Source organism: Pseudomonas sp. LBUM1652, assembly GCF_059716105.1.
The window spans coordinates 828,242-850,886 of record NZ_CP166804.1 but is presented as its reverse complement, the minus strand read 5'-3'; the positions used below and the strand labels follow the sequence as shown (position 1 = coordinate 850,886).

At 59.4% G+C, this 22,645-nt stretch carries 19 protein-coding genes; 7 read left to right on the top strand and 12 right to left on the bottom strand.

What is annotated here, in order from left to right; genetic code table 11:
• Positions 1–234: 234 nt before the first annotated feature.
• Entirely contained in the window at positions 235–396 is a 162-nt protein-coding gene (locus ACA069_RS03715; RefSeq protein WP_187676619.1) for a hypothetical protein, read from the top strand.
• Between the two features lie 375 nt (positions 397–771).
• Here the strand turns inward: ACA069_RS03715 and ACA069_RS03710 are convergent, their stop codons facing one another.
• The 3 genes from ACA069_RS03710 to mdaB all read right to left on the bottom strand — a co-directional run bounded on the left by ACA069_RS03710 (position 772) and on the right by mdaB (position 3,462).
• Positions 772–1,665: an NAD-dependent epimerase/dehydratase family protein gene (locus tag ACA069_RS03710; protein ID WP_497616360.1), complete on the bottom strand. Its 894-nt coding sequence runs from the start codon at positions 1,663–1,665 to the stop codon at positions 772–774.
• Between the two features lie 103 nt (positions 1,666–1,768).
• On the bottom strand, positions 1,769–2,680 hold the full coding sequence (locus ACA069_RS03705) for a LysR substrate-binding domain-containing protein (protein WP_497616358.1): 912 nt from the start codon (positions 2,678–2,680) through the stop codon (positions 1,769–1,771).
• 191 nt (positions 2,681–2,871) lie between these two features.
• Entirely contained in the window at positions 2,872–3,462 is a 591-nt protein-coding gene (gene mdaB, locus ACA069_RS03700) for an NADPH:quinone oxidoreductase MdaB (RefSeq protein WP_401270458.1), read from the bottom strand.
• Between the two features lie 182 nt (positions 3,463–3,644).
• Here mdaB and ACA069_RS03695 point away from each other — a divergent pair, with 182 nt between their 5' ends.
• Entirely contained in the window at positions 3,645–3,959 is a 315-nt protein-coding gene (locus ACA069_RS03695) for a putative quinol monooxygenase (RefSeq protein ID WP_497616357.1), read from the top strand.
• Here the strand turns inward: ACA069_RS03695 and ACA069_RS03690 are convergent.
• Complete coding sequence (locus ACA069_RS03690; protein WP_497616356.1) at positions 3,949–4,713, bottom strand: sulfite exporter TauE/SafE family protein; 765 nt, start codon at positions 4,711–4,713, stop codon at positions 3,949–3,951. The two genes, ACA069_RS03695 and ACA069_RS03690, sit on opposite strands and share 11 nt — an antisense overlap.
• Positions 4,714–4,847: 134 nt before the next feature.
• On the opposite strand from ACA069_RS03690, the gene ACA069_RS03685 reads away from it, so the two are divergent.
• The 4 genes from ACA069_RS03685 to ACA069_RS03670 all read left to right on the top strand — a co-directional run bounded on the left by ACA069_RS03685 (position 4,848) and on the right by ACA069_RS03670 (position 7,227).
• Complete coding sequence (locus ACA069_RS03685) at positions 4,848–5,729, top strand: LysR family transcriptional regulator (protein WP_497616355.1); 882 nt, start codon at positions 4,848–4,850, stop codon at positions 5,727–5,729.
• A gap of 46 nt (positions 5,730–5,775) precedes the next feature.
• Entirely contained in the window at positions 5,776–6,351 is a 576-nt protein-coding gene (locus tag ACA069_RS03680; RefSeq protein ID WP_401270448.1) for an NAD(P)H-dependent oxidoreductase, read from the top strand.
• A 47-nt stretch (positions 6,352–6,398) separates the two neighbouring features.
• Complete coding sequence (locus tag ACA069_RS03675) at positions 6,399–6,770, top strand: MerR family transcriptional regulator (protein ID WP_401270446.1); 372 nt, start codon at positions 6,399–6,401, stop codon at positions 6,768–6,770.
• 106 nt (positions 6,771–6,876) lie between these two features.
• Positions 6,877–7,227, top strand: coding sequence for a cupin domain-containing protein (locus tag ACA069_RS03670; protein WP_016770579.1), 351 nt, complete (start codon positions 6,877–6,879; stop codon positions 7,225–7,227).
• Positions 7,228–7,331: 104 nt separating this feature from the next.
• Here the strand turns inward: ACA069_RS03670 and mmsB are convergent, their stop codons facing one another.
• Together mmsB and ACA069_RS03660 are read right to left on the bottom strand one after the other, a co-directional pair.
• Complete coding sequence (gene mmsB / locus ACA069_RS03665) at positions 7,332–8,219, bottom strand: 3-hydroxyisobutyrate dehydrogenase (protein WP_497616354.1); 888 nt, start codon at positions 8,217–8,219, stop codon at positions 7,332–7,334.
• A 10-nt stretch (positions 8,220–8,229) separates the two neighbouring features.
• Positions 8,230–9,756 carry a CoA-acylating methylmalonate-semialdehyde dehydrogenase gene (locus ACA069_RS03660; RefSeq protein ID WP_497616353.1) on the bottom strand — a complete coding sequence of 509 codons (1,527 nt, stop codon included), beginning with the start codon at positions 9,754–9,756 and terminating at the stop codon, positions 8,230–8,232.
• A 149-nt stretch (positions 9,757–9,905) separates the two neighbouring features.
• On the opposite strand from ACA069_RS03660, the gene ACA069_RS03655 reads away from it, so the two are divergent.
• Complete coding sequence (locus tag ACA069_RS03655) at positions 9,906–10,853, top strand: LysR family transcriptional regulator (protein WP_187681270.1); 948 nt, start codon at positions 9,906–9,908, stop codon at positions 10,851–10,853.
• Here the strand turns inward: ACA069_RS03655 and yfiB are convergent.
• The 6 genes from yfiB to recC form a co-directional block, all read right to left on the bottom strand.
• Positions 10,850–11,350 carry an outer membrane lipoprotein YfiB gene (yfiB, locus tag ACA069_RS03650; protein WP_187681269.1) on the bottom strand — a complete coding sequence of 167 codons (501 nt, stop codon included), beginning with the start codon at positions 11,348–11,350 and terminating at the stop codon, positions 10,850–10,852. The genes ACA069_RS03655 and yfiB overlap by 4 nt on opposite strands.
• Positions 11,350–12,618, bottom strand: coding sequence for a diguanylate cyclase DgcN/YfiN (gene dgcN / locus ACA069_RS03645; RefSeq protein ID WP_187681268.1), 1,269 nt, complete (start codon positions 12,616–12,618; stop codon positions 11,350–11,352). The genes yfiB and dgcN overlap by 1 nt, the downstream gene beginning before the upstream one ends.
• Positions 12,615–13,190 carry a regulatory sequestration protein YfiR gene (gene yfiR, locus ACA069_RS03640; protein WP_187681267.1) on the bottom strand — a complete coding sequence of 192 codons (576 nt, stop codon included), beginning with the start codon at positions 13,188–13,190 and terminating at the stop codon, positions 12,615–12,617. Before yfiR ends, dgcN begins: the two co-directional genes overlap by 4 nt.
• Before the next feature lie 122 nt (positions 13,191–13,312).
• Positions 13,313–15,418: an exodeoxyribonuclease V subunit alpha gene (recD, locus tag ACA069_RS03635; protein WP_497616351.1), complete on the bottom strand. Its 2,106-nt coding sequence runs from the start codon at positions 15,416–15,418 to the stop codon at positions 13,313–13,315.
• Positions 15,415–19,104, bottom strand: a complete 3,690-nt coding sequence (recB, locus tag ACA069_RS03630; RefSeq protein WP_497616350.1) for an exodeoxyribonuclease V subunit beta — start codon at positions 19,102–19,104, stop codon at positions 15,415–15,417. The genes recD and recB overlap by 4 nt, the downstream gene beginning before the upstream one ends.
• Positions 19,101–22,553, bottom strand: a complete 3,453-nt coding sequence (recC, locus tag ACA069_RS03625; RefSeq protein ID WP_497616348.1) for an exodeoxyribonuclease V subunit gamma — start codon at positions 22,551–22,553, stop codon at positions 19,101–19,103. Before recC ends, recB begins: the two co-directional genes overlap by 4 nt.
• Between the last annotated feature and the right edge of the window lie 92 nt (positions 22,554–22,645).

Below are 22,645 nucleotides of genomic sequence, written 5' to 3'. Positions count from 1 at the left end.
GACTGAAGCACCGCTTTCGCGAGCAGGCTCGCTCCCACAATTGTTCGCATTCCTTCAACCAGAATGCAGACACCTGTGGGAGCTGGCTTGCCAGCGATGGCGGCGGCACGTTCAACATAGATGCTGACTGGTCGACCGCTGTCGCTGGCAAGGCAGCTCCCACAGGTTTAAGGGGTATTCGGAAAATTGAGGCAAGCGCTATACTCGCCTGACGTTCTCTATCGAGCCTGCGACATGACAACTGCGCGCCGCACCAGAAAAAAAATCACTGCCGAAACGCTGATCCGTGCAATCGCGAGCTCAACAGCCATCGAGACAGGTGAGAGTGTCGAGGCGATTGAACACAAGCTCAAAGTCAAATCCAGCAAGTTCCTGCACCTATCCCTGGCCAAGTAACGTCAAGTCCACAACGCCTGTCTTACCCAATACTCCATAGGTTCGTAGTTGCAGTTCAGACCTTGGTGGATCGCAGAAAAATAAGCCTCTTTATTTCGTTCCCAACTGCTGTAGTCCAGCGGTACGTAACCTGCCTGCACGGCCTTGTAATTCCCAGTTTATTGCTCAGCACTTGCTCATTAGAGCCTGGCTGAAAGCTGCTCTGTGCCCCTTCTGCGTCGTAACGGTTAATCATCCTTGTACCTGCTGAACTGGCAATTTTCAGAGCACCATAGGTCTGGCGTCACGCAAGAGCAAAGCCTGAAATAAAAACGGCTGCCCGATGGCAGCCGTTCTAAAGGTTGAAGGCGAAGCCCGGCGGGGCTTAAACGCCCATCACACCATTTCGTTACGAATCCATTCAACCACCGACGTACTCTTCGGCGCCCAGCCCAGCAATTCGCGGGCATGTTTGCCACGTACACGGCTGTTGGAGCCGAGGCCGTAGTTGGCCATTTCGTAGCCCCATTCGGCTTCGGCGTCTTTCAGTGGCCAGTCTTGTGGCTGGTCCAGATTCAGCGCTTGCGCCATGGCAGTGGTCATGTCGATGAACGACGCTTCGCCGCTTTCAACGAAGTAGAACGTGCCCGGGACGTTTTTGGTCAGCGCCAGCAGGTACAGCGCAACAACATCTTCGATGTGTACGTTGGACCAGATGTTCTGACCCGTGCCGACATGGCGCACCACGCCGCTTTTGCGCGCCTGTTTGAGCAAGCGCGGCAACTGCACGCTGTCGCGGTTGACGCCCAGGCTGTGGCCGTAGATCAGGGTGTTGCAGATCACCGCCGAGTTCACGCCGTCGTTTGCCGCTGCGAGGATCAGGTTGTCGATCGCCACGCGGGCGGCTTTGTCGACGGTCGGTTCCGGCAGGTTGTCTTCGTAGTAGATGACGTCGCTGGACTTACCGCCCGACGCATCGCCGACGATGCTCGAACCGCTGGTGTGCAGGAATACTTTATTGGAACCGCGCAAGGCGTCGAGCAAGGCTTCGACCGCGCCGCGATGGTCGCTGCTGGCGGCGTTGATCACCGCGTCGGCGGCGCGGGCCTGTTCGGCGAGCAGCGTTTTGTCGTCGAGGGTGCCGATCACCGGAGTGATGCCCAGAGCTTTCAGTTCATCAGCCTGCTCAGTGCTACGCACCAAGCCAGTGACGTTATGCCCGGCCTGAACCAGACCGGTGGCGATGGAGCCGCCGATAAAACCGGCAGCGCCGGTAACAAATACGTTCATGGAGAAACTCCCTGCGTGAATAAGTGATGGGACGAGTATCGACCGACGAGCCCTGTGGAAAAACCCGTCCTCGCCCAATTCACTCTTGCGCAGAGGTCACGAATCAGCCCTTGAAATCGGCGCTGGCGTAGGCAGCGAGTTTGCTCTGGATGAAGTCGAGGAAGCACTGAATGCGCAGCGCCAGTTGTGAGTTACGGTAGTACACGGCGTTGATCGGCTGGCGATAGCCGCTGTTGAATTCCGCCAGCACCACTTTCAAACGCCCGGCGCGGATGTCCTCAATCGTCATGAAGTGCGACAGGCACGCGATGCCCTGCCCCTTCAACGCCAGGTGCCGCACGGTCTCGCCGCTGGAGGCGCTGATCGCCGGGGTGATCGGCCAACGGTCACCGTGCACGTAACGCAGCGGCCATTGGTTGAGGCCTTCGTTCTGGGTGAAGCCGAGCAAGGTGTGTTCGCTCAAGTCCGCCACTTGTTGCGGCGCGCCATGTTTTTCCAGATACGCGGGACTGGCGACGATCAGCAGCGGACTGCAACCGAGCGAACGCGCGTGCAGCGTCGAATCAGCCAGGGTGCCGATGCGGATGGCGACGTCGGTGCTTTGTTCCAGCAGATCAATGATCAGGTCATTGCTGTTGAGTTCGAGCTGGATGTCCGGGTAGAGCCGGCGGAATTCGTCGATATACGGCACGACCGCATGAAGCATGAACGGCGACGCGGCGTTGATCCGCAGGCGTCCGGACGGGGTTTGCTGGCGTGAGGACAGCCGTTCTTCGAGTTGATCCATCTGATCGAGAATCAGCTTGGCCTGCTCGAAGAAATACTTGCCCTCCTCGGTCAGATCCATACGCCGCGTGGTGCGGTTGATCAGCGTGGTGTCGAGCTTGGCCTCCAGCCGCGACAACGTCCGGCTGACAGCCGATGGCGTCTGCCCGACCTGCTCGGCGGCGGCGGAAATCGAACCGCATTCGATCACGCAGACAAAAATCTGCAACTCATCGGATCTGGCTTTCACGGGTGTCCCTTAATTGATCGTCGGCACAAATTCATTGTGGAGAGAGAACACCTTTGTGGCGAGGGGATTTATCCCCGATGGACTGCGCAGCAGTCCCCTTCTTTATCAGGATCAAGAGCGGGGCCGCTGTGCGACCCATCGGGGATAAATCCCCTCACCACAGATAAATCCATTTGCCAGAGGAAAGCACCTCAAGCCTTGAGAGCGAACACCTCTTTCAGGTGCTGCTCATACCGCGCCACATCGTTTTCGATGTTCGGGCGTTTCATCACGTCTACGCAGAGGAACGTCGGCAAAGCAGTCATGCCTAAAAACTCGTTGGCCTTGTGAAACGGGAAGTACACGGCGTCGACGCCTTTGGCTTCGAAGAAATCGGTCGGGTCATCGAAGGCTTGCTGCGGCGCGTTCCAGGTCAGCGACAGCATGTATTGCTTGCCCTGAATCAGGCCGCCGCTGCCGTACTTCTGCGACGCATCGGAACGGGTGCGGCCATCGCTGGCGTAGAGGCTGCCGTGGCCTTCGGTGAAGACTTCGTCGAGGTACTTTTTCACCGTCCACGGCGCGCCCATCCACCAGCCCGGCATCTGATAAATGATCACGTCGGCCCAGAGGAATTTGGCCACTTCTTCGGCGACGTCATACCCCTCGTCGATGAAGGTGGTCTTGACGTCGAGACCGCCGCGATCCAGCACGCTCAGCGCGGCTTCGTGCAGGGTGGCGTTATAGCGACCGTCGGAGTGGGCGAATTTTTTACCGCCATTGAGCAACAAAACTTTTTTCATGAGAAAGCCTCGGCGCAGCCATTGGGCTGGAGGGAGAAGGGAAAATCGAATGGCGGCAGATTAACGATCTGCCTCGCGCGGAATAAGCCAGGGTTGCGCAAAATACATTTGAGTAAAACGCACGAATCAAGCGCCGATTGTTGCCGTAGCATTTGCAGCTATCAGAATTTGAGGAGTTTGTGATGACTGAACGTCTGGGTTTCATCCTGCACGCCAAGACCCGCCCGGAAAAAGCCGAGGCTTTCGAGGCGCTGTTCCGTGCCTACGTTGAGCCAAGCCGCGCCGAGCCGGGCTGTATCGAGTACCACATGCTGCGCGATAAAGAAGATCCGACGCTGTTCATCTTCTACGAGATCTGGGAATCCCAGGCGCATCTCGATGTGCATTCAACGCTGCCGCACATGAAGCAGTTTTACGATCAGCGCATGGACTTTCTGGAGCGCGATTTCGATATTCGCCTGATCGACATGCTCAGCGAAGCATCGGCTAACCGCTGATCAGCAAATGGGCGCCGAGCGTGCCCAGACCGATAAAGAACACGCGCTTGAACAGCACGGCGCTGATCCGCTGACGCAGCCATTGGCCGAGCAACATACCAAGCACCGCCGGGATAAACGCCAACAGCGACGCACTCAATTCGCCGCCGCCAAGGGCGCCGCGCCAGAGCAGTCCGGCGGCCAGTGCCAGGGTCGAAACGGTGAAGGACAAACCGAGCGCCTGCACCAGTTCATCGCGACTTAAATTGAGCGCCTGGATATACGGCACGGCCGGGATGACAAATACGCCGGTGGCCGACGTGATGACGCCAGTGATGACACCGCAGACCGGGCCGAGCCACGGTTCATGACGCGGCTTGATGTGCAGCGTTGGCAGGAATAATCCGCTCAACGCGTATAGCAACAGCGCCGCGCCGAGTCCGCGCCCGACCCAATGCCCACCCGCCATGCCGATCCACAACGTGCCGACGCCGGTACCGAGGAAGATCATCAACAGCATGGGCCACAAGCGTTCGATCAGCCCTTTCAAGTGACCGCCGAATGCCAGTTGCCAGAGATTGGTCAGTGTGGCCGGAATGATCAGCAACGCCGCAGCCTGTGACGGTGCCATAGCCAGACCAAGCAGGCCCATGGCGACGGTGGGCAGGCCGAGGCCGATCACGCCTTTGACCAGGCCGGCCAGGACGAAAGTGACGATCACCAATACAGACAGGGCGAGACCGAGGTTTTGGTAGAAATCTGCGAGTGTATTCATGGCGCTAATGTGCGCCGGTCGAGGGCGGTTGAAAATCTGCCATATACTGAGGTTGCCTCTCTCCATACAAGAGGCTGGCATTTTCTTTGAAGCTTCGGGCCTCAGCCCGGACACCACCACTCCAGAGGCTACCCATGCACTTCGACCTCACCGACCTGCGCCTCTACCTGCACATCCTCGACACCGGCAATATCACCGCCGGCGCCGCCCGCAGCCATCTGTCCCTCGCCGCCGCCAGCGCACGCATTCGCGCCATGGAAGCCTCATTGGGCACCGATTTCCTGGAGCGCGGCCGCCGCGGCGTCACCCCGACAGCGGCCGGCAAAGCCCTGGCACAGCACGCCCGCATCCTCCTGCAACAGGCCGAACGCATGCAGCAGGACTTGGCCGAATACGCCCAAGGCGTCAAAGGTCAGGTGCGTTTGTTGTGCAACACCACCGCGATCACCGAATACCTGCCGGAAGTGCTGGCGGACTTCTTGCGCAGTCATCCCAACCTCGACATTGATCTGCAAGAGTTGCCGAGCGCGCGCATTACTCACGCCTTGCGCCAGGGCGCGGCGGATCTCGGGATTGTTTCCGACGCGGTGGACACCAGCGACTTACAGACCCAGCCGTTTCGCGACGATCCACTGGTGCTGATTCTGCCCCTCGACCACCCCTTGTCCGACGCCGCCGAGGTCAGTTTCAGCGACACCCTGCACCATGACTTCGTAGGACTGAGCGCCGACAGCGCCTTGGCGATCTACCTCGAAGAACAGGCCCTGCACAGCGGCTCACGCCTGCAGATCCGTATCCGCGCGGATGGTTTCGATGGCGTGATCCGCATGGTCGCCCGTGGCGCCGGGTTGGCCATCGTGCCGCTGGCCGCCGTTGAGCGCGCAAAGCCGCAGTCATTCAAAAGCATCGCTCTCGATGAGCTGTGGGCGCGTCGCAGGTTGATGTTGTGCGCCAGGGATTTCAGCGCCCTGCCCAATTACGCCAAAGCCCTGCTGCACGCCTTGACTCTCCCCTAAGGGGCAGACTTCATCCTTGGCTTTTTCATCAGCAAGGACAGTGACCATGGGCAAACGCATTCTGCTGATTCTCGGCCATCCTTCGACGTCAAGCTTGTGCGCCGCACTCGCCGATGGGTACGCACAATCGGCACTCGATGCCGGACATGAAGTGCGCCAGTTGCGGCTGGGGGAACTGAACTTCGACCCCGTGTTGCGCGAGGGTTATCAGCAGATTCAGGCGCTGGAAGATGACTTGCGCGCAGCACAGTCCGACATCCTCTGGGCCGAACATCTGACCCTGGTTTACCCGATTTGGTGGGGCGGCATACCGGCACTGCTCAAAGGCTTTTTTGATCGGGTGTTGCTGCCGGGTTTCGCCTTCAAATACCGCAAAGGCAAAGCCTTCCCCGACAAATTGCTGAAGGGGCGCACTGCGGATTTGCTGGTGACCATGGACACGCCGCCCTGGTATTACCGCTGGTTTTATCGCATGCCGGGGCTGCATCAGGTACGCAAAACCACCCTTGATTTCTGCGGCATCAAACCACTGCGCACGCTCACGTTCGGCCCGGTGCTGGGCTCAAGCGATCAGCAGCGACACGCCTGGTTGCGACAGGTGCAGGCTATCGCGAGTCGCTGAGTGTGCTGATAATGCGCCGCACAGTTACACACTGAAAAAGGACTTTTATGTACATCGGCCAAGCCGCGCAACGCTCCGGCACCACCATCAAAAGCATCCGTCACTATGAGTCGATTGGTCTGTTGCCCACGCCCCGGCGACAGGGCAACTACCGCCTCTACGATCAACAGAGTGTCGAACTGCTGATCTTCATCAAATGCGCCAAAGACATGGGTTTCCGGCTCAAGGAGTTGCAGGTGATTTTCGCCGAGCATCACGGTGAGGCGATGCCGTGGGAGCGAGCCCGACAAGCTATCGAAATGAAGAAACGCGAAATCAGCGCGGCCCTGAGCGAACTCACCCGGCAATACGCGCAACTTGAAGTGTTCGAATCCAGCCTCGAACAGGCCAGGGTCAGTTGCCCGTTGGAAAAGCTATAACAGTCAGCGCGTTTCTGAGCAGCTCGATGTCGAGCACAGACAACTGACCCGCGACCGGGCGCTATAGGGTGCGACTTCAGTTCACAGCCAACCGCCCGGAGTTCTCATGACCGCCACCGCCCCTATCACCGTTCTGCGCGACACCCACCCACTACCGGTACTCGACGCCTGCAAATGGGAAAAACTCGAAGGCGACCCGCACACCGTCAACCTCAACGCCTACACCAGCGAAGACGGCAGCAAGATCATGGGCACGTGGATTTGCACCCCGGGCAAGTGGCGCGTGGATTACGTGAAGTGGGAGTACTGCCATTTCCAGGAAGGCTACTGCGTGATCACGCCGGATGGCATGGCACCGATTCATCTGCGCGCCGGCGATATCTTTGTGGTCGAGCCGGGCATGAAAGGCACGTGGGAAGTGGTCGAGACCGTGCGCAAATATTTCGTGTTCGCCTGATGCAAAAAAGCCGGGAGATCACCCGACGTGATTTCCCGGCAACACCTACTGCATCTGAAGGTTGGACACGGTGGCAAGATGCCTCGCCACCGTTCTACAAATGATTACTGCGGCTTGCGATAGCTGTTGATGATCGCCGAGAAGTCTTTCCCGCCGTCCCCACGCTGGCTCATCGCTTGATACAACTGCTGCGCCACCGCGCCGAGCACCACCGGCTGATGCGCCTGACGTGCCGCCTCCGTGGCCAGGCCCAGATCCTTAAGCATCAACTCCGCACCAAACCCGCCGGTATACCCGCGCGAGGCCGGCGCCGTTTCGACGATGCCCGGCCATGGGTTGTACATTTCCGAACTCCAGCAGCGACCGGTGGAGCTGTTGATGATCCCGGCCAGCACCGAGGTGTCGATCCCCAGTGCATCGCCCAACGCCATGGCTTCACTGACGCCGACCATCGAAATCGCCAGCAGCAGGTTGTTGCAGATCTTGGCGATCTGCCCGGTGCCGACTTCGCCACAATGGACAATGTTGCGGCCCATCTGCGCCAGCACCGGTTGCAGGGTAGCGAACAGCTCCGGGGTGGCGCCGACCATGAAGGTCAGTGTCCCTGCGGTCGCGCCACCCGTGCCGCCGGAGACCGGTGCATCAGCCATGGCCACGCCTTGTTTCGCAGCGGTCGCCGCCACATCGCGAGCGGTCTGCGGATCGATGGTGCTGCAATCGACTGCCGGCACGCCTTTGCCGATACCGGCCAAGACACCCTCCTCACCGAGCCAGACGCTGCGCACATGCACAGCGGCAGGGAGCATGGTGATTACCAGTTCGGCGTCCTCGGCAGCCTCGCGGGCCGAAGCGCGGATGGTACCGCCCAGTTGCTCCAGTTCCGCCAGCACGGTTTTGTTCAAGTCGACCAGATTCAGCGAATGGCCGGCCTTGATCAGGTTGCGCGCCATCGGCGCGCCCATGTTACCCAGACCGATAAATGCGATTTTCATGGCACGTTCCTCAGCGCAGGTTGATGGTGGTGTTCACGCCGTCGTTGACGCTGTCGTCATCGAACCAGCGCGCCGTGACCGTTTTGGTCTGCGTGTAGAACTGCACCACTTGCTTGCCGTACGGGCCGAGGTCGCCGAGTTTCGAACCACGGGAACCGGTGAAGCTGAAGAACGGCACGGGTACTGGAATCGGGATGTTGATGCCGACCTGACCGACGTCGATTTCAGTCTGGAATTTGCGCGCCGCTGCGCCGCTTTGGGTGAACAGGCCAGTGCCGTTGCCGAACGGGTTGGCGTTGACCAGCGCAATGGCCTGGTCGAGAGTGTCGACTTCCAGCACCACCAGCACCGGGCCGAAGATTTCCTGGGTGTAGATCTGCATGTCAGTCGTCACCCCGGAGAATAGGGTCGGGCCGACGAAGTTGCCTTGCTCGTAACCCGGCACGCTGATCTCGCGACCGTCCAGCTCAAGCTTGGCGCCTTCCTTGATGCCGCTTTCGATCAGGTCGAGAATCCGCGCCTTGGCCTTTTTCGAAATCACCGGGCCAACATCAGTGCCCGGCTCGCTGCCGGCGTTGACCTTGAGTTTCTGCGCCAGCGCTTTCAGATCCGGCAGCCATTGTTTCGCCGCAGCGACCAGCACCACCACCGAAGTGGCCATGCAGCGTTGCCCGGCAGCACCGAAACCGGCACCGACCAGGGCGTTCAGCGCTTGCTCGCGGTTGGCATCCGGCAGCACCACGGCATGGTTCTTCGCGCCCATCATCGATTGCACGCGTTTGCCGTGCTTGCCAGCCAAGTCGTAGACATGAGTGCCGACAGCGGTAGAACCGACGAACGAAATAGCCTTGATGTCCTTATGCGTGCACAGGCCATCCACCACATCTTTACCGCCATGCACCACGTTGAGCACGCCGGCCGGAACGCCAGCCTCGATGGCCAGTTCCACCAGCAGCATGGTCGACAACGGATCCTGCTCCGAAGGCTTCAATACGAAGGTGTTGCCGCAGGCGATGGCCATCGGGAACATCCACAGCGGAATCATCGCCGGGAAGTTGAACGGTGTGATGCCGGCGCAGACACCGATTGGCTGACGCAGGGTGTAGGTATCAACGCCGCCCGCCACGTTCTCGGCGAACTCGCCCATCTGCAGGCTGCCGATGGAGCAAGCGTGCTCGACCACTTCCAGGCCACGGAAAATATCGCCCTCGGCGTCGGCAATGGTTTTGCCCTGCTCGGCGCTCAGCACCACGGCGATGCGCTTGGAATGCTCGCGGATCAGCGCTTGCAGCTTGAGCATGATGCGCATGCGTGCGCCGATCGGGGTCAGTTTCCAGGTCTGGAAGGCGTGCTGCGCGGCGCTTACGGCGGCGTCGACTTCAGCGGCAGTGGCGAACGGGACTTTGGCCAGCACTTGTTGGGTCGCCGGGTTGACGATGTCGTGCCACTCGGTGGTCTGCGACTCGACCCATTCGCCGTTGATCAGCAGCTTGACCTTCTGGACCGTGGTTTCGTTGGGCGTAAGCGATGCGTTCATGCTGGTCTCCGAAATTTGTTTTTATCGTAGGAGCCAAGGCGAAAGGTTCGCCTTGAGATGAGGCGTGTGTCACGAATTGGTTGTCGGACTGTTTTTGGAGTATAGATGTGCAAACTTCTAATAAGAACGCACATATAAGCCCGTCCATCATGCAAAAAAACATCACCTCTCTAGGTTCACTGAACTGGGACGACCTCAAGTTTTTCCTCGAAGTCGCCCGCACCCGCAAGGCCAGCACCGCCGCCAAACGGCTGGCCGTCGACTACACCACGGTGTCGCGGCGGATCAGTTCGCTGGAAGCGGCGCTGGGTACATTGCTGTTCGAAAAGTCGCGCACCAGCGGCTTCGTCTTGACCACCGAAGGCCAGCGCTTGCTGGGTTATGCCGAGTCGATCGAAAGCACGCTGCATATGGCCTGCGAGCAGGTGTCAGGCTCCGGCGTGGCGCTGTCCGGACATGTGCGCATGGGCTGCACCGAAGGGTTCGGCAGCTTTTTCATCACCCCGCAGTTAAGCCATTTCGTCGACGCTTACCCGGCGATCTCAGTGGACATCCTGCCGCTGCCGCACTTCATCAGCCTGTCCAAGCGCGAGGCCGATATCGTCATTGCCCTGGAGCGCCCGGAGCACGGGCCATACGTGTGCTGCAAACTCTGCGACTACCGGTTGCAGCTGTACGCGACCCAGGACTACCTCGACAAACACCCACCGATCCGCCGCCCGGCGGATTTGAGCAAGCATCAATTCATCAGTTACGTGGATGACCTGGCGTTCAGTTCGGAGCTGCTGTACCTGGCAAACGTGCTGCCCGGCGCCAACGCACATTTGCGCAGCACCAGCGTGATCGCGCAATTCGTCGCGGCGCAGCAAGGGCGCTCACTGGCGATTCTGCCGTGCTTCCTCGCCGCGCAGGATCCGCGCCTGCTGCCAGTGCTGCCAGATGAAATCGACATCACCCGGCAGTTCTGGATGTACTGCCGCGAGGACCTGAGGAAGCTCAAGCGGATCACCCTGTTGTGGGATTACATCCGTGAGGTGACCGAGCGCAATCAGGGGCTGTTGATGGGGCAAACCCGCGAGATGCAGTTCGCCGATTAATCGGCGCTGACCACAATCGACACTCGGCGGTTTTCCGTGCGGCCCTCCGGGGTGTCGTTGGAGGCCACCGGTTCGCTGCTGCCCAGACCTTGCAGTTGAATGTTCTCTTGCTTCATGCCGACCGTGCCCAGCACTTTGGCGACACTTTTGGCTCGGCGCAGCGACAGTTGCTGATTGTAGGTTTCCTTGCCCGAGGCATCGGTGTGGCCATCGACCCGCACGCGCTCGATGCCGACGCCCAACAACGCCTTGCCGATACGTTCGACGATCTCGGTGCTCTGGTTGTTCAGGCTTTCGACATCGCTGCCAAACAGTACTTTGCCGGACAGGCCAAACTCCCAGCCCTCGTCGGTCAGCTCAAAGCCTTGTTGTTTGAGCACGGTGACTTGCGCCGGGGTCAGGCCTTTTTGCGGTGCGGTCTGGCAACCGGTCAGGGCCAGTGCGGCCATCAACAGCAAAGCGGAAAAAAATCGAGTAGGAAGTGTGAACACGGGCATCAGCTCCTGGATTGCACGGGATCGACCGGGTGCTCCGACCCGGCCGTGAATTGGGCGCCGCGCGACAAGCGTTTGGCTTGATACATCGCCGCATCTGCAGCATTGAGCAAGCCGCCCGGCGTAGCGCCATGATCGGGGTAAACCGCAATGCCGATACTGAGCGACGTCATGACACTAGACTCGTCCGGTAGCACGATGGGCATGTCCATGCTGGCCAGAATCTTGTCGGCGATGCGTTCGGCGTCTTCGACCTTGTGCAGCGGTGTGAGCAAGACGGCGAACTCGTCACCACCCAATCGCGCCACCAGATCTTCCTCGCGCAGTTGCGCGCGCACCCGACTGGCGATCGCCACCAACACCGCGTCACCGGCGGCATGACCGAAATTATCATTGATGCCTTTGAACCGATCACTGTCGAGAAACAGCACCGCCACCCGCTCGTTGAGTTTGCTGGCATTACGCAGCGCGCGAATCAATCGGCCCTCGAAAAAGGCGCGGTTCGGCAGCCCGGTCAGGCTGTCGTGACTGGCCTGGTGAGCGAGCGTTTCGTTTTCGTTTTGCAAATGGGTTTGCCAAGACTCGAGCTCATCGAGCAAGGCGTTGAAGTCGTTGCCGAGGTTGTCGAGTTCAGCGATCTTCGCGGGCGGCACTCGACGGTCCAGCGCTCGGTCGCTGCGAGCAGCGTGAGCCACAGCAGCCAGGCTGCGCAGCGGGCCAGTAATGCCGCGCAGTTGCCGACGCGCCAGATAGAGCGCGACCCAGGCACTGATCGCAGTACAGAGGATGATTCCCGCCAGACCGCTGAGCAGAAAGCGCATCAGACTGCCGCCGTGACCGGTGAGCAGGACGCGCCCGATTTCGCGATCCTGGTGCACGATCGGCAGGCTGACCGGTTTCTCCAGAAGGGTGCGGGTGACCTGCATTTCCAGCTCGGAGAACAGACCATTTTCCGGTCGCTGCCAACGTGCGAGCAACTGGCCCTTAGCATCGAGCACTTGGGCATCGGCCACCTCCTCGGTGGAGGCGATCAGCGCCAGTGCTTCAGTTGCAGCAGACTTGTCGTTGAACACTACTGCCGCTTCGACGGTGTAACTGATCGAGCGGGCGATCAGGTGCAAGTTGTGATCGGCGTAAACCCGTAGCGCCAGAACCCCCAGCAGGGTCAACGAGACACTGGCCATAGCCACGGCCACCAGCGCAACAATCAAATGCCCGCGACCGATGACCGAGCCCAGCGTGGGGCGGATTTTGGAACTGAACAGTTTCATGGCGCCGCCGGTTTGCGGCGCGACAACTGCAGCACGCTTGGGTGAATGCGCACACCGCTGCGGGCAACGGAGTCGAGATTGACTTCGAAAGACACCTGATCGTCGCCAACCCGCAGGCAGAACAGACTGCCAACCGTGCACTGATCGTCACTTTCACTGATGCTCAGCACCGGATGGCCAATCAATGAGGTAAACAGGCGACTGCGTTCATCCGCCGTGAGTTTGCCGATGTAAACCGCATCGCATTCGCTGATGATGGCCGGATTATCCGCCAACAGTCGTCGCACGATGACCGCCCGGCCAGTGGCTTGTGTAGTGCCTTTGACCAAGTCGTCGGTGTATTCGGTAGGGCCGACGATGCACAGGCGCAACTGCGCAGGCTCCACCGGCCAACGCGCGTAGCTGAGAATACCAAGCACGACTTTGGTGACAGACTGGGCACGTTGCTCGGCCATGCCCGTCGGCGTTGGCGATTGTGCGACGGCTGCCCCCGTCAACAACCAGAGCAGACCGACAAGCACTGCGTGCTTGCAGCCAACCACGCGATCTGTCGCCCAGACAGCCACCTTCATGCAGGGATTCTCTTGGATCGTAACGAAATGATGCCGCAACGATAGCACAGCGCTGAATCACCAGCGAGACAGCGAATCCTGACTGGCTGGTCAGTAATCGCCGCAAATCGCAGCGTTCATCATCACCGAACCTCAGCGCCCTCTTCCAGTTCCAGCATGAGCCCGCTAAGACGCTTCACCTTGCGCTGCACCGCCTCTTCAAAGACCCCGGCGCGCGGCTCGATCAAGGTGAACCAGTGCTTGGCCCGGGTGATACCGGTGTAGATCAACTCCTTGGTCAGCACGGGATTCAGCGCGTCCGGCAGGATCAACGCGGTATGGGCGAACTCCGAGCCCTGGGATTTGTGCACGGTCATGGCGTACACGGTTTCGACGTCGTTGAGCCGACTCGGCAACACGAAGCGCACGCCGCCCTGACCATCGTTACGCGGGAAGGCCACGCGCAACACCGGTTTGCCAGCGTCAGGCCCTTCGCGCTCGGGGAGTTTCAAGGCAATACCGATATCGCCGTTCATCAAACCCAGACCGTAGTCGTTGCGGGTCATCAACACCGGGCGGCCCTCGTACCATTGCTGGTCGCTTTCGATCAGGCGAGCCTTGAGCAGTGCGGCCGTGATGCGCTGGTTCAGACCTTCAACACCCCACGGGCCCTTGCGCACGGCGCACAGCAACTGGAAGGTGTCGAACGCTTGCAATACTTCACGGGCCCAATTGATCCAGTCCGGATGTTCGAGCGGCCTGCCGAGCGGTGGGCGCTGATTGCGCAGCACGCTCAGATAATGCCGATAACCTTGCGGGCCATCACCATGCCCCTCAAGCAGCAGTTGCTCCAGTTTGTGATCGTGCTCGCCTTTGAGCGGCAATGAATACACATCGTTGTAATGCCCCGCCGCCAGTAGCTGGCGCGCCTCATCCGGCAACTGTTGATTGACCCGCCGCGCGAGTTGGCCGATACCACTGCCTTCGCCGAATCGCCGGGAGTGGCGCAACATCACCACTTGTTGCGCAAGCGGATGGGTGCCGTCGACGTCTTCATGCAAACCGCTGTCCTGCAAGGTTTCACCGCTGACCGACTCAAGCCACTGCCGCGTCTGAGGGCTATACCAACCGCTTTCGGCGTCGCGGCACAGATCTCCCAGCACCGCTCCGGCCTCTACGGAAGCCAACTGATCCTTGTCACCCAGCAACACCAATCGCGCATGGGCCGGCAAGGCATCAAGCAGATTGGCCATCATTTCCAGGTCAATCATCGAGGCCTCATCGACCACCAGCACATCCAGTGGCAAGCGATTGCCTGCATGGTGGCGGAAGTGTCGGGTGCCGGGACGGCTACCGAGCAAGCGGTGCACCGTGGTCACGTCGCAGGGGATTTTGGCCCGCACGTCTTCAGCGACTTTCAGCGATTGCACTTGCTGACTGATGGACTCGGTCAACCGTGCCGCCGCTTTGCCAGTCGGCGCCGCCAGACGAATTCGCAACGGATGCCCCGCCTCCACCGCTGGCGCCTGAAGCAATGCCAGCAAACGCACCACCGTGGTGGTTTTGCCGGTGCCCGGGCCGCCAGTGACAATGCTGAAGGCTCCGCGTGTCGCGATGGCGCAGGCGAGTTTCTGCCAGTCGATCACATCGTCGGTTTTGGCCACTCCGAACAATCCGTTCAGCCGTTGTGGTAGATCAATTGGCGTCGCTTCGCCCTGAGAAAGGCGTTGGCGCAACGCCGTATCGATGCGGCGCTCATAGGTCCAATAGCGTCTCAGGTAAAGCCGTTTGCCAGACAACACCAGTGGACGTTGCTGTGCGGAATCACTGCTATCAGCCGACAATGCAACTAACGGGCTGCCTGCCAGCGCTTTGCACCAGTGTGCACCGTCGAGTGCCTCCAGCAATTGCGAAGGCAGCAACAGCACCCCGCCTTGTACATCGCCTTCGGGCGGTAGCGACAGGGCGAAATCCGGCGCTTTGAGGGTTTCGAACAGGTCCAGGCATACATGGCCATGACCGAGTTGATGGCTGGTCAGTGCGGCGGCGAGCAACACCAATGGATCAGTATCGGGGTCTAGCTCGTGAAGAAACGCGACGAATGCTTTGTCCAGCGCACGCAGCCAGCCTCGCTCGACCCACCGGGTGAGCAGCAACAGCAGATCATCGGAGCGCGTCAGTGGCGAGAGTGAAGACAAGCTGTCCGCAGTCAGCGGCGTCGGTAAGAGATCGTCGAAGGTGCGGCTCATAGCAGGACTCCCTGTTCCCATGCGGGTTGGGCTTTGGGTTCGGGTTTGCCTTGAAACATCCGGTCAAGACGCTCGATCAGCTCACGCGGCGGACGGGCAAAGTAAACGCCGCGACTGTCCGCGCGAGTACCGCGCAGGAACAGGTACAGCGCGCCACCGACATGCCGGTCGTAATCGTAGTCGGGCAATCGTGCCTTGAGCTGGCGATGCAACGCCAACAGGTACAACACGTATTGCAGGTCGTAGCGGTTTTCGAGGATCGACTGCTCCATGGCCTGTTCGGTGTAGGCCAGGTCATCGGCACCCAGCCAGTTGGATTTGTAGTCGGCCACGTAATAGCGACCGTCGTGCTCGAAGGTCAGGTCGATGAAGCCTTTGAACATGCCATTGAGCTGCACCGGTTCGGCCGCCACCCGCGCCACGCCATTGTGGGTGTACTGGCGCACCAGCTCGTCGAGTTTGAGTACGTCGACTTTATGGCTGGCGAACCAGAATTCCATTTCGACCCGGTACTGTTTCAGTTGCTCAAGAATGACCGGTGCTTGCCCGCCACCAACCAGTAGCGGGGATTTGAGCAAGTGTTGCAGCCAGTCAGTCAGGGTAATTATCCAGCCCTCCCAGCCGCGCAAATTACAACGCCGGGCAATCGCGTCCTCCAATGCCTCACGGGTAACGGCGAAACCATCGTCACCCGCCCACTCCAGCAAACCATGGAGAAACGTTCCCGGATTTGGGCCACGGGGGAAGCGATGGATATCGGCACCACCGGCAATGATTTCTCGCGGAGCATCGGGGTCGAGACGTTCGTCATCGAACAGTTTCTGGGCCTGAGGACTGTCCGGCGCTTCATCACTGCCGACACTCAATACGTCGCTGATGCGCAATGCGCTGTATGACGCGATCCACCAGTTTTCGCTGGCCTTGCGTTTGGGTAACAGAGTGGCACTGAGGACCGAGTCATTGCGCGGTGGCTGGTAATGCTCGTCGGTGGGTTGCGGCATTTCACCCATGCTGATGGCCGTGCAGTCTTGTTGCAGATCTTGCAGCCAACGACTCAGTCCGATGGACTCCTTCAAGGAGTCGCCACCACCCAGCAAGTAACCCAGCGCAGAAAGATTCAGAACGGAGCTATTGTTGTTGCCCCGTTTGAGATCCGTCACCCCGAGCCAGCAAGCATGTTGCGCCCGGGTCAGGGCGACGTAGAGCAAGCGTAAATCCTCGGCCAGACGCTCATCGTCCGCTTGCGCAATCAGCTCGGGGGTTGGCTTCAAGCTCACTTGAGCCTTGCCCGAAGCGTCGTGGTAATGCAGCGGCAATCGACTACCGTCCACCGGTTTTGCCGAGCAGATGAAGGGCAAAAACACCAACGGATATTCGAGGCCTTTCGACTTGTGGATGGTCACGACTTTGACCAGTTGTTCGTCGCTTTCCAGGCGCAGAATCTGCTCTTCGCCGGCCTGACCGGACAACGCCAGAAGCTCGGCCAGATGACGGATCAACGCTTGCTCACCATCCAGTTCGGCGGCGGCTTGCTGCATCAGTTCCGACAGATGCAAAAGGTTGGTCAGCACACGCTCACCATCGCTACGTGCGATCAAGTTCTGCGGCAAGTGGAAGTCATGCAGCAGGCGCCGCAACATCGGCAGTACGCCTTGCTTGCGCCAAAGCTCGCGATAGCCCCGGAACTGCATGACGCGAGTTTCCCAGACCAGCTCATCCTGGTTCAGGCGTTCGAGCTCTGCCAACGGCAGGTTCAGGGTGATACAGGCCAGCGCCGCTTTCAGGGAACGTTCGACATCAGGCTCGGCGCAGGCCTTGAGCCAGGACAACAAGTCGTGAGCTTCCTGAGCCGCGAAAACCGAATCCTTGTCGGACAGATAAACGCTGCGCACACCGCGGTTGGCGAGTTCCCCGCGAACAGCCTGGGCCTCTTTTCCGTCACGTACGAGGATCGCAATGTCGGACGGTCGCAGGCCTCTGAAGGATTTGCCATCCTGAATGAACCCTGCGCTACCGGTTTGCCCGCCATTGAGCAGAGCGGTGATTTCGCTCGCGCAGGAAGCTGCCAACTGTTGACGGTAGACCGCGCCTGACAGGGGTTGATCGGTGGACAAGTGCCAGACATTCAGCGCCGCGACGTCCTGTCCGGCGATCTGCAGTTTTTCTTTACGACCCTGAGATTCCACCGGTTGAAACGGTACAGGGTTTTCACCACTTTTTTCCCGGAACAAAAACGCACCGCGTCCCTGCTCTCGGGACTCAGCGCGCTCGAATAGATGGTTGACCGCTGTCACCATGCCATGGCTGGAACGGAAGTTGGTGCCCAGCGTATGCAGACGACCGGTAGTGGCTTGGCGAGCGCGTAAATAGGTGTAGATGTCTGCGCCACGAAAAGCGTAAATCGCCTGCTTGGGATCGCCGATCAGAAACAGACCAGTATCGGGATTGTTTTCTTCGATGCGGTAGATGCTTTCGAAGATTCGGTATTGCACCGGGTCGGTGTCCTGAAACTCGTCGATCAGCGCGACCGGGAATTGCTCGCGGATCAGCGTTGCGAGACGTTCGCCGCCCTCCGATTGCAGCGCCGCATCCAGGCGCAGCAGCATGTCGTCGAAGCCCATCTCGGCGCGGCGACGTTTCTCTTCTTCGAAGCGCGCCCCTACCCATTTGGCGGCGTGCTGCAACACCGCCGCATCGGGGGTTGGCAAAGAATCGAGGCTCGACTTTAGCCCCGGCATCGCGTCGAGTCCCGGATGACTCGGGGCTTGGCCTTTCCAGGCTTCGGCCATCCCGTCGGGCGTCAGTCGCGTGAATCCGGTGCCAATGTCCAGTTGCTCCAATGACTCGTCTTCGGCCCAGGTCCTGAGCTTTTCGAACCACGGTTCAAAGTACCGTGCCTGCATCTTGCGACCGTCGACGGTTTTACTGGCAACGCCCTGATGACAGATCGCGAGCAACTCATCGGCCCATTGCCGCCATGGCATTTTCAGTTCGATCAAAGCTGCGCGGCGCTCTTGCAAGCACTCTTCGATCAGCTCTGCCGGAGCTTTGCCTTCATCGCTGTCGCGCTCACTGGCGAACAAACCGCGCACCCGAGGTAACAACGCCGCAGGCCCACCCCAATTGCTGCGAACCCAATTCAAGGCGTCACCTTGCATCGGGTAACAGAACAGGCGCCAGTAGTCGCGCAGCACTTCGCCGAGCAAATCGCTGTGGTCGGTTTCCAGGGATTGGGTGAACAAGCTGCCGCTATCGAAAGCATGCTCGCGCAGCATGCGCTGACACCAACTGTGAATGGTGGAGACGGCTGCTTCGTCCATCCATTGCGCAGCGATATCCAGACGATTGGCGCAACCGGGCCATTGCTGAGGGTCGAATTGATCGCGTAGTTCGGCGATCAGTGCATCAGGGGCTGGCGTTTCGTCACGGAAGAATCGCGCGGCCTCGGCAAGGCGTGTGCGAATCCGCTCACGCAGTTCTTTGGTCGCTGCATCGGTGAACGTCACCACTAGAATCTGAGGCGGCAACAGTTCGCGGGCGAAGCCGTTTGACTCGCCACCATGGCCAAGGATCAGCCGCAGGTAGAGCGCAGAAATAGTGAAGGTTTTGCCAGTGCCGGCACTGGCTTCGATCAACTGGCTGCCCCGCAGAGGGAATGCCAGCGCAAGTGGTGTCTTCGTGCTCATGAGCGCGCCCCTTCACTGGACAATGACTGCCAGGGCGCTTCAAACAGAGGACGATACAAGGCGTCGCACCAACCTGAAAAGGTCTCGTCCGAGAGTAATGCAACGAAGTCGGTGAATTGTCGGGACAGTGCAGGACTTTCGCGGCGCTCGCCTTCACTGGTCTGTCCATCGCCTTCGTAGGTTTTACGGGCAGCGGCCTCGGCCTTGACTGGGTCGGTCTGGGACAGCCAGGCAAAAGCGGTCTTCACTGCGATCGGCAGAGGCTGGCGCATGCCCGCTTGCCAGGCGAGTAGAAGATCCCCGAGGAAACGAATGGCTCTCCCCTGCTCCATGGGTTCAAGCAGTAACGTGTCGTCACTGGCCACCAACGCCGTGGTCAGCGAGAGACCGCTGGCGCAGGCCGCAAGGTGATTGACCCAGGGCTTTGTGAGTCGATGCCATTTGCGGCTTTTGATCGAGCCGATGCTGTTGGGAATGGTCGTGACCGACAACAGACCTCCGTCAGCGCGCTGATGCAAAGCCGAGAGCCAGCCTTCAAGACGCAAGCCCTGCAACTCGAGGCTGATCGGGGTCGCACTGGTCAACGGCGTCGGCCACAGGGTCAGGAGTTGCTGATAGCGTTGCAGCAGGTCGGGTAACGGTTCGATCAGTTCCCGTTGAAGGCACTCGCCAAACCCTGCCATTGGCAATAACCCACTGTTTTGCAGGCGTCGGGCCTGGGCTTCCAGTGCCTGATCAACATTGTCCGGTTGCCTGAGCGCCGCTTCGAGCAAGCTGTCGCTGAGCGTATATCGTTGCAGAGCGTCCAGTACAAAAGGCTCTTCATCGGCCTGCGGCGCTTGCGCGGCTTCAAAGTACACTTTGAGTCTCTGAGTGAAAAAGTGCCGAACCGGGTTACGCAAGAAGTCCTGCAACAGGGTGAGACTCAATGGCTCCTCCTGGACGTGGGGCGCGAGCAATTCCGCCTCGTTTTGTTTCTCGTGGCTTTGATGCAAAACCTGCCATTCGCTGGCATAGCTGAACAACTGATCGCCTTCGTGGAAATAGCGCGCACTGAAGGGCTGCAGCGGGTGTTCTTCCGTCATGGCGCTTAACAGATCCTGGCTTTCGTCGATTGATCGCCAGCCGCTGGCGAGATGATCGCGTAACTGGCCGATCAGCACCGAAGCAGGTCGCTCGCTATTGTCACGAATGCTGCGGCCAACCCAACTGATGTAGAGCTGGTTACGTGCAGACAGGAGGGCTTCGAGCAAAAGATAGCGATCATCCTCGCGCCGTGAACGATCCCCCGGCCGGTAGTCGCTGCCCATCAGATCGAAGTCGAGTGGTGGTTGCGCGCGGGGATAATCGCCATCATTCATCCCCAGCAAACAGACAAGCTTGAATGGAATGGCACGCATGGGCATCAGCGTACAAAAGTTCACCGCGCCGGCAAGAAAGCGCTGAGACAAACGGCCCTGATCCAGTCCGGCGAGCCAGGCTTCACGAACGACGGTAAGCGGAAGATCATCTTCAAGTCCTACAGCCCCACAGGTCTCCAGCCAGGTTTCGCGAAGCTCTTCAAGCTGAGTGAGCAAGTAATCGTCGTGCTCGTTGCTGGCTTTGAAGAACAGCTGCATCAACGCCTGCAAGCGATGCCCCCACTCTTTGGGTTGAGCCGGTTGTGTGAGTTCCTGATGGGCGAGTTCCAGCGCATCGAGCAAAGCTACCAAGGGCCCAATCAACGCGGCATCCAGCCCCCCGATTTCATCGTAGGGCTCGATACCCGCGCAGTCTGTTGAGCTACCGACCGCGTAACCAAGGAGCATTCGACGCAGGCCGAAGTGCCAGCTGTTCTGCTCCAACTCGTCCGGCAAACCTAGCCCGGCACGTTGCTGGGCGTTCATGCCCCAGCGCACACCGGCGCCTTCAATCCAGCGGTGTAGCGTCGGCAAGTCGCGCTCTTCCACTCCAAAACGGGCGCGCAATGCGGGAACGTCAAGCAGGTCGAGGATTTCACTGACGGGGAAACGACTGTCCGGCAGTTTGAGCAGGTGCTCAACCGCAATCAGTAATGGATCACGCCCGCGCTGTCCCTGATCCGCCAAGGTGAATGGGATGAAGCGTGGGTCATAGCGATCAAGTTGACCAAAAACCGCACGGATATGAGGTGCATAGCTGTCGATGTCCGGCACCATCACAATCACGTCGCGAGGGCGTAGATCCGGATTGGCACTGAACCGCGCCAGTAGTTGGTCGTGAAGGATTTCCACCTCGCGTTGAGCGCTGTGGGCAATATGAAAACGGATCGACTTGTCGTGTGCCAGATCCACCACAGGCCAATGCTCGCGAGTCTCATCGAGTGGGCGCAGTTCCAGGATGTCGTCCTGAAGTTGATTGAGCAGATTATGTGGCTGGGTTTCGCTGAACAGGTCGATGCGTCCGTCGCGAAATGCCGATCGATAGCTGTTGGGATCGTCATAGCTGTCGAGCAGGTTGATGTAATCGCGACCTTGTTTTCCCCATGCCGCAAGGAGAGGGTGAGCATGTTGATGCAGGGTCTCGGGATCAAGTACTACGGGCATACCGCTCTTGCGCGATTGGCGCTTGTACTGGTGACGCAGCAAATCCTTGTCAGCGACGATGTCGGCCCAGTGATGGCGGCATGGGTTATGGACACACAGCAGAACCTGACTGAAACGCGCGAGTCCGGCCAACGCTTCAAGCACTTGGGCCGGCAATGAGGAAATCCCGAAAACGATCACTCGTGAAGGCAGCCCCGCTGGCGCTTCTGCGAGGTTACCGATGCGCTCGATAAAACGCTGATGAACACCGGCGCGGCTCTGAGCCATACCTTGGGCACCCACATCTTCCAACAACGCACGCCAGAGCTCAGCCTGCCAGCAACTGGTGGGCGATAGTGGCTTTACTTCGCCTCTGACGTTACGCAGTTGATGTCGACCTTCAGCCCAATCTTCAAGCCAGTCAGCTCTATACACCTGGTATTGGTCGAACAGATCCGCCAGGCGCTCGGATAATTGATATCGCTTGCGCAGGTCAGTGTCGTGAGTCAGGAAACGTTGCAAAGGTTCGAAATGCGCGCGGTCGATAACCTGAGGTAGCAGCCTCATGAGGCGCCAGGTCAGCGGGGCTTTATCGAGCAGGGATTTGGCCGGAATTTCATCTCGGCCCAAAACCATGCGGTAGAGCTGCCACATGAAACTACCGGGCAATTGCACATCAATCGCCGCAGCGATACCGCAACCCCCAAGGTCGTCTTCTTCAGGGTCCTCGGCCAAGGCCAATTTAAGCCACTGGGCGATGCCGTTACTCTGTACCAGGGCAATTTCATTTTCCAAGGGAGCCAGTGGATAGCGCCGCATGATGCTGACCACCAGGCTGCGCAGTTCGTCCAGGCTATTGCTCTGAACCACCATGAATGCAGCGTTGAGGGACTGGGCGTCCGGCATAAGACTTCCTTGGAGAAAAGTACAAAAGCTAGGTCAGAACCTTAGCATTGTCGGCAGGTGATGACAGCCGGACGGCGTCTGTGATTGCTGTA

What these genes read in the sequence shown, in the direction of transcription:
- ACA069_RS03710 (WP_497616360.1), bottom strand. Translation starts at nt 1,665, where the DNA reads ATGAACGTATTTGTTACCGGCGCTGCCGGTTTTATCGGCGGCTCCATC.
- ACA069_RS03695 (WP_497616357.1), top strand. Translation starts at nt 3,645, where the DNA reads ATGACTGAACGTCTGGGTTTCATCCTGCACGCCAAGACCCGCCCGGAA.
- ACA069_RS03660 (WP_497616353.1), bottom strand. Translation starts at nt 9,756, where the DNA reads ATGAACGCATCGCTTACGCCCAACGAAACCACGGTCCAGAAGGTCAAG.
- recD (WP_497616351.1), bottom strand. Translation starts at nt 15,418, where the DNA reads ATGAGCCGCACCTTCGACGATCTCTTACCGACGCCGCTGACTGCGGAC.
- mdaB (WP_401270458.1), bottom strand. Translation starts at nt 3,462, where the DNA reads ATGAAAAAAGTTTTGTTGCTCAATGGCGGTAAAAAATTCGCCCACTCC.
- ACA069_RS03675 (WP_401270446.1), top strand. Translation starts at nt 6,399, where the DNA reads ATGTACATCGGCCAAGCCGCGCAACGCTCCGGCACCACCATCAAAAGC.
- recC (WP_497616348.1), bottom strand. Translation starts at nt 22,553, where the DNA reads ATGCCGGACGCCCAGTCCCTCAACGCTGCATTCATGGTGGTTCAGAGC.
- dgcN (WP_187681268.1), bottom strand. Translation starts at nt 12,618, where the DNA reads ATGAAACTGTTCAGTTCCAAAATCCGCCCCACGCTGGGCTCGGTCATC.
- recB (WP_497616350.1), bottom strand. Translation starts at nt 19,104, where the DNA reads ATGAGCACGAAGACACCACTTGCGCTGGCATTCCCTCTGCGGGGCAGC.
- ACA069_RS03715 (WP_187676619.1), top strand. Translation starts at nt 235, where the DNA reads ATGACAACTGCGCGCCGCACCAGAAAAAAAATCACTGCCGAAACGCTG.
- ACA069_RS03655 (WP_187681270.1), top strand. Translation starts at nt 9,906, where the DNA reads ATGCAAAAAAACATCACCTCTCTAGGTTCACTGAACTGGGACGACCTC.
- yfiR (WP_187681267.1), bottom strand. Translation starts at nt 13,190, where the DNA reads ATGAAGGTGGCTGTCTGGGCGACAGATCGCGTGGTTGGCTGCAAGCAC.
- ACA069_RS03690 (WP_497616356.1), bottom strand. Translation starts at nt 4,713, where the DNA reads ATGAATACACTCGCAGATTTCTACCAAAACCTCGGTCTCGCCCTGTCT.
- ACA069_RS03685 (WP_497616355.1), top strand. Translation starts at nt 4,848, where the DNA reads ATGCACTTCGACCTCACCGACCTGCGCCTCTACCTGCACATCCTCGAC.
- ACA069_RS03670 (WP_016770579.1), top strand. Translation starts at nt 6,877, where the DNA reads ATGACCGCCACCGCCCCTATCACCGTTCTGCGCGACACCCACCCACTA.
- mmsB (WP_497616354.1), bottom strand. Translation starts at nt 8,219, where the DNA reads ATGAAAATCGCATTTATCGGTCTGGGTAACATGGGCGCGCCGATGGCG.
- ACA069_RS03680 (WP_401270448.1), top strand. Translation starts at nt 5,776, where the DNA reads ATGGGCAAACGCATTCTGCTGATTCTCGGCCATCCTTCGACGTCAAGC.
- yfiB (WP_187681269.1), bottom strand. Translation starts at nt 11,350, where the DNA reads ATGCCCGTGTTCACACTTCCTACTCGATTTTTTTCCGCTTTGCTGTTG.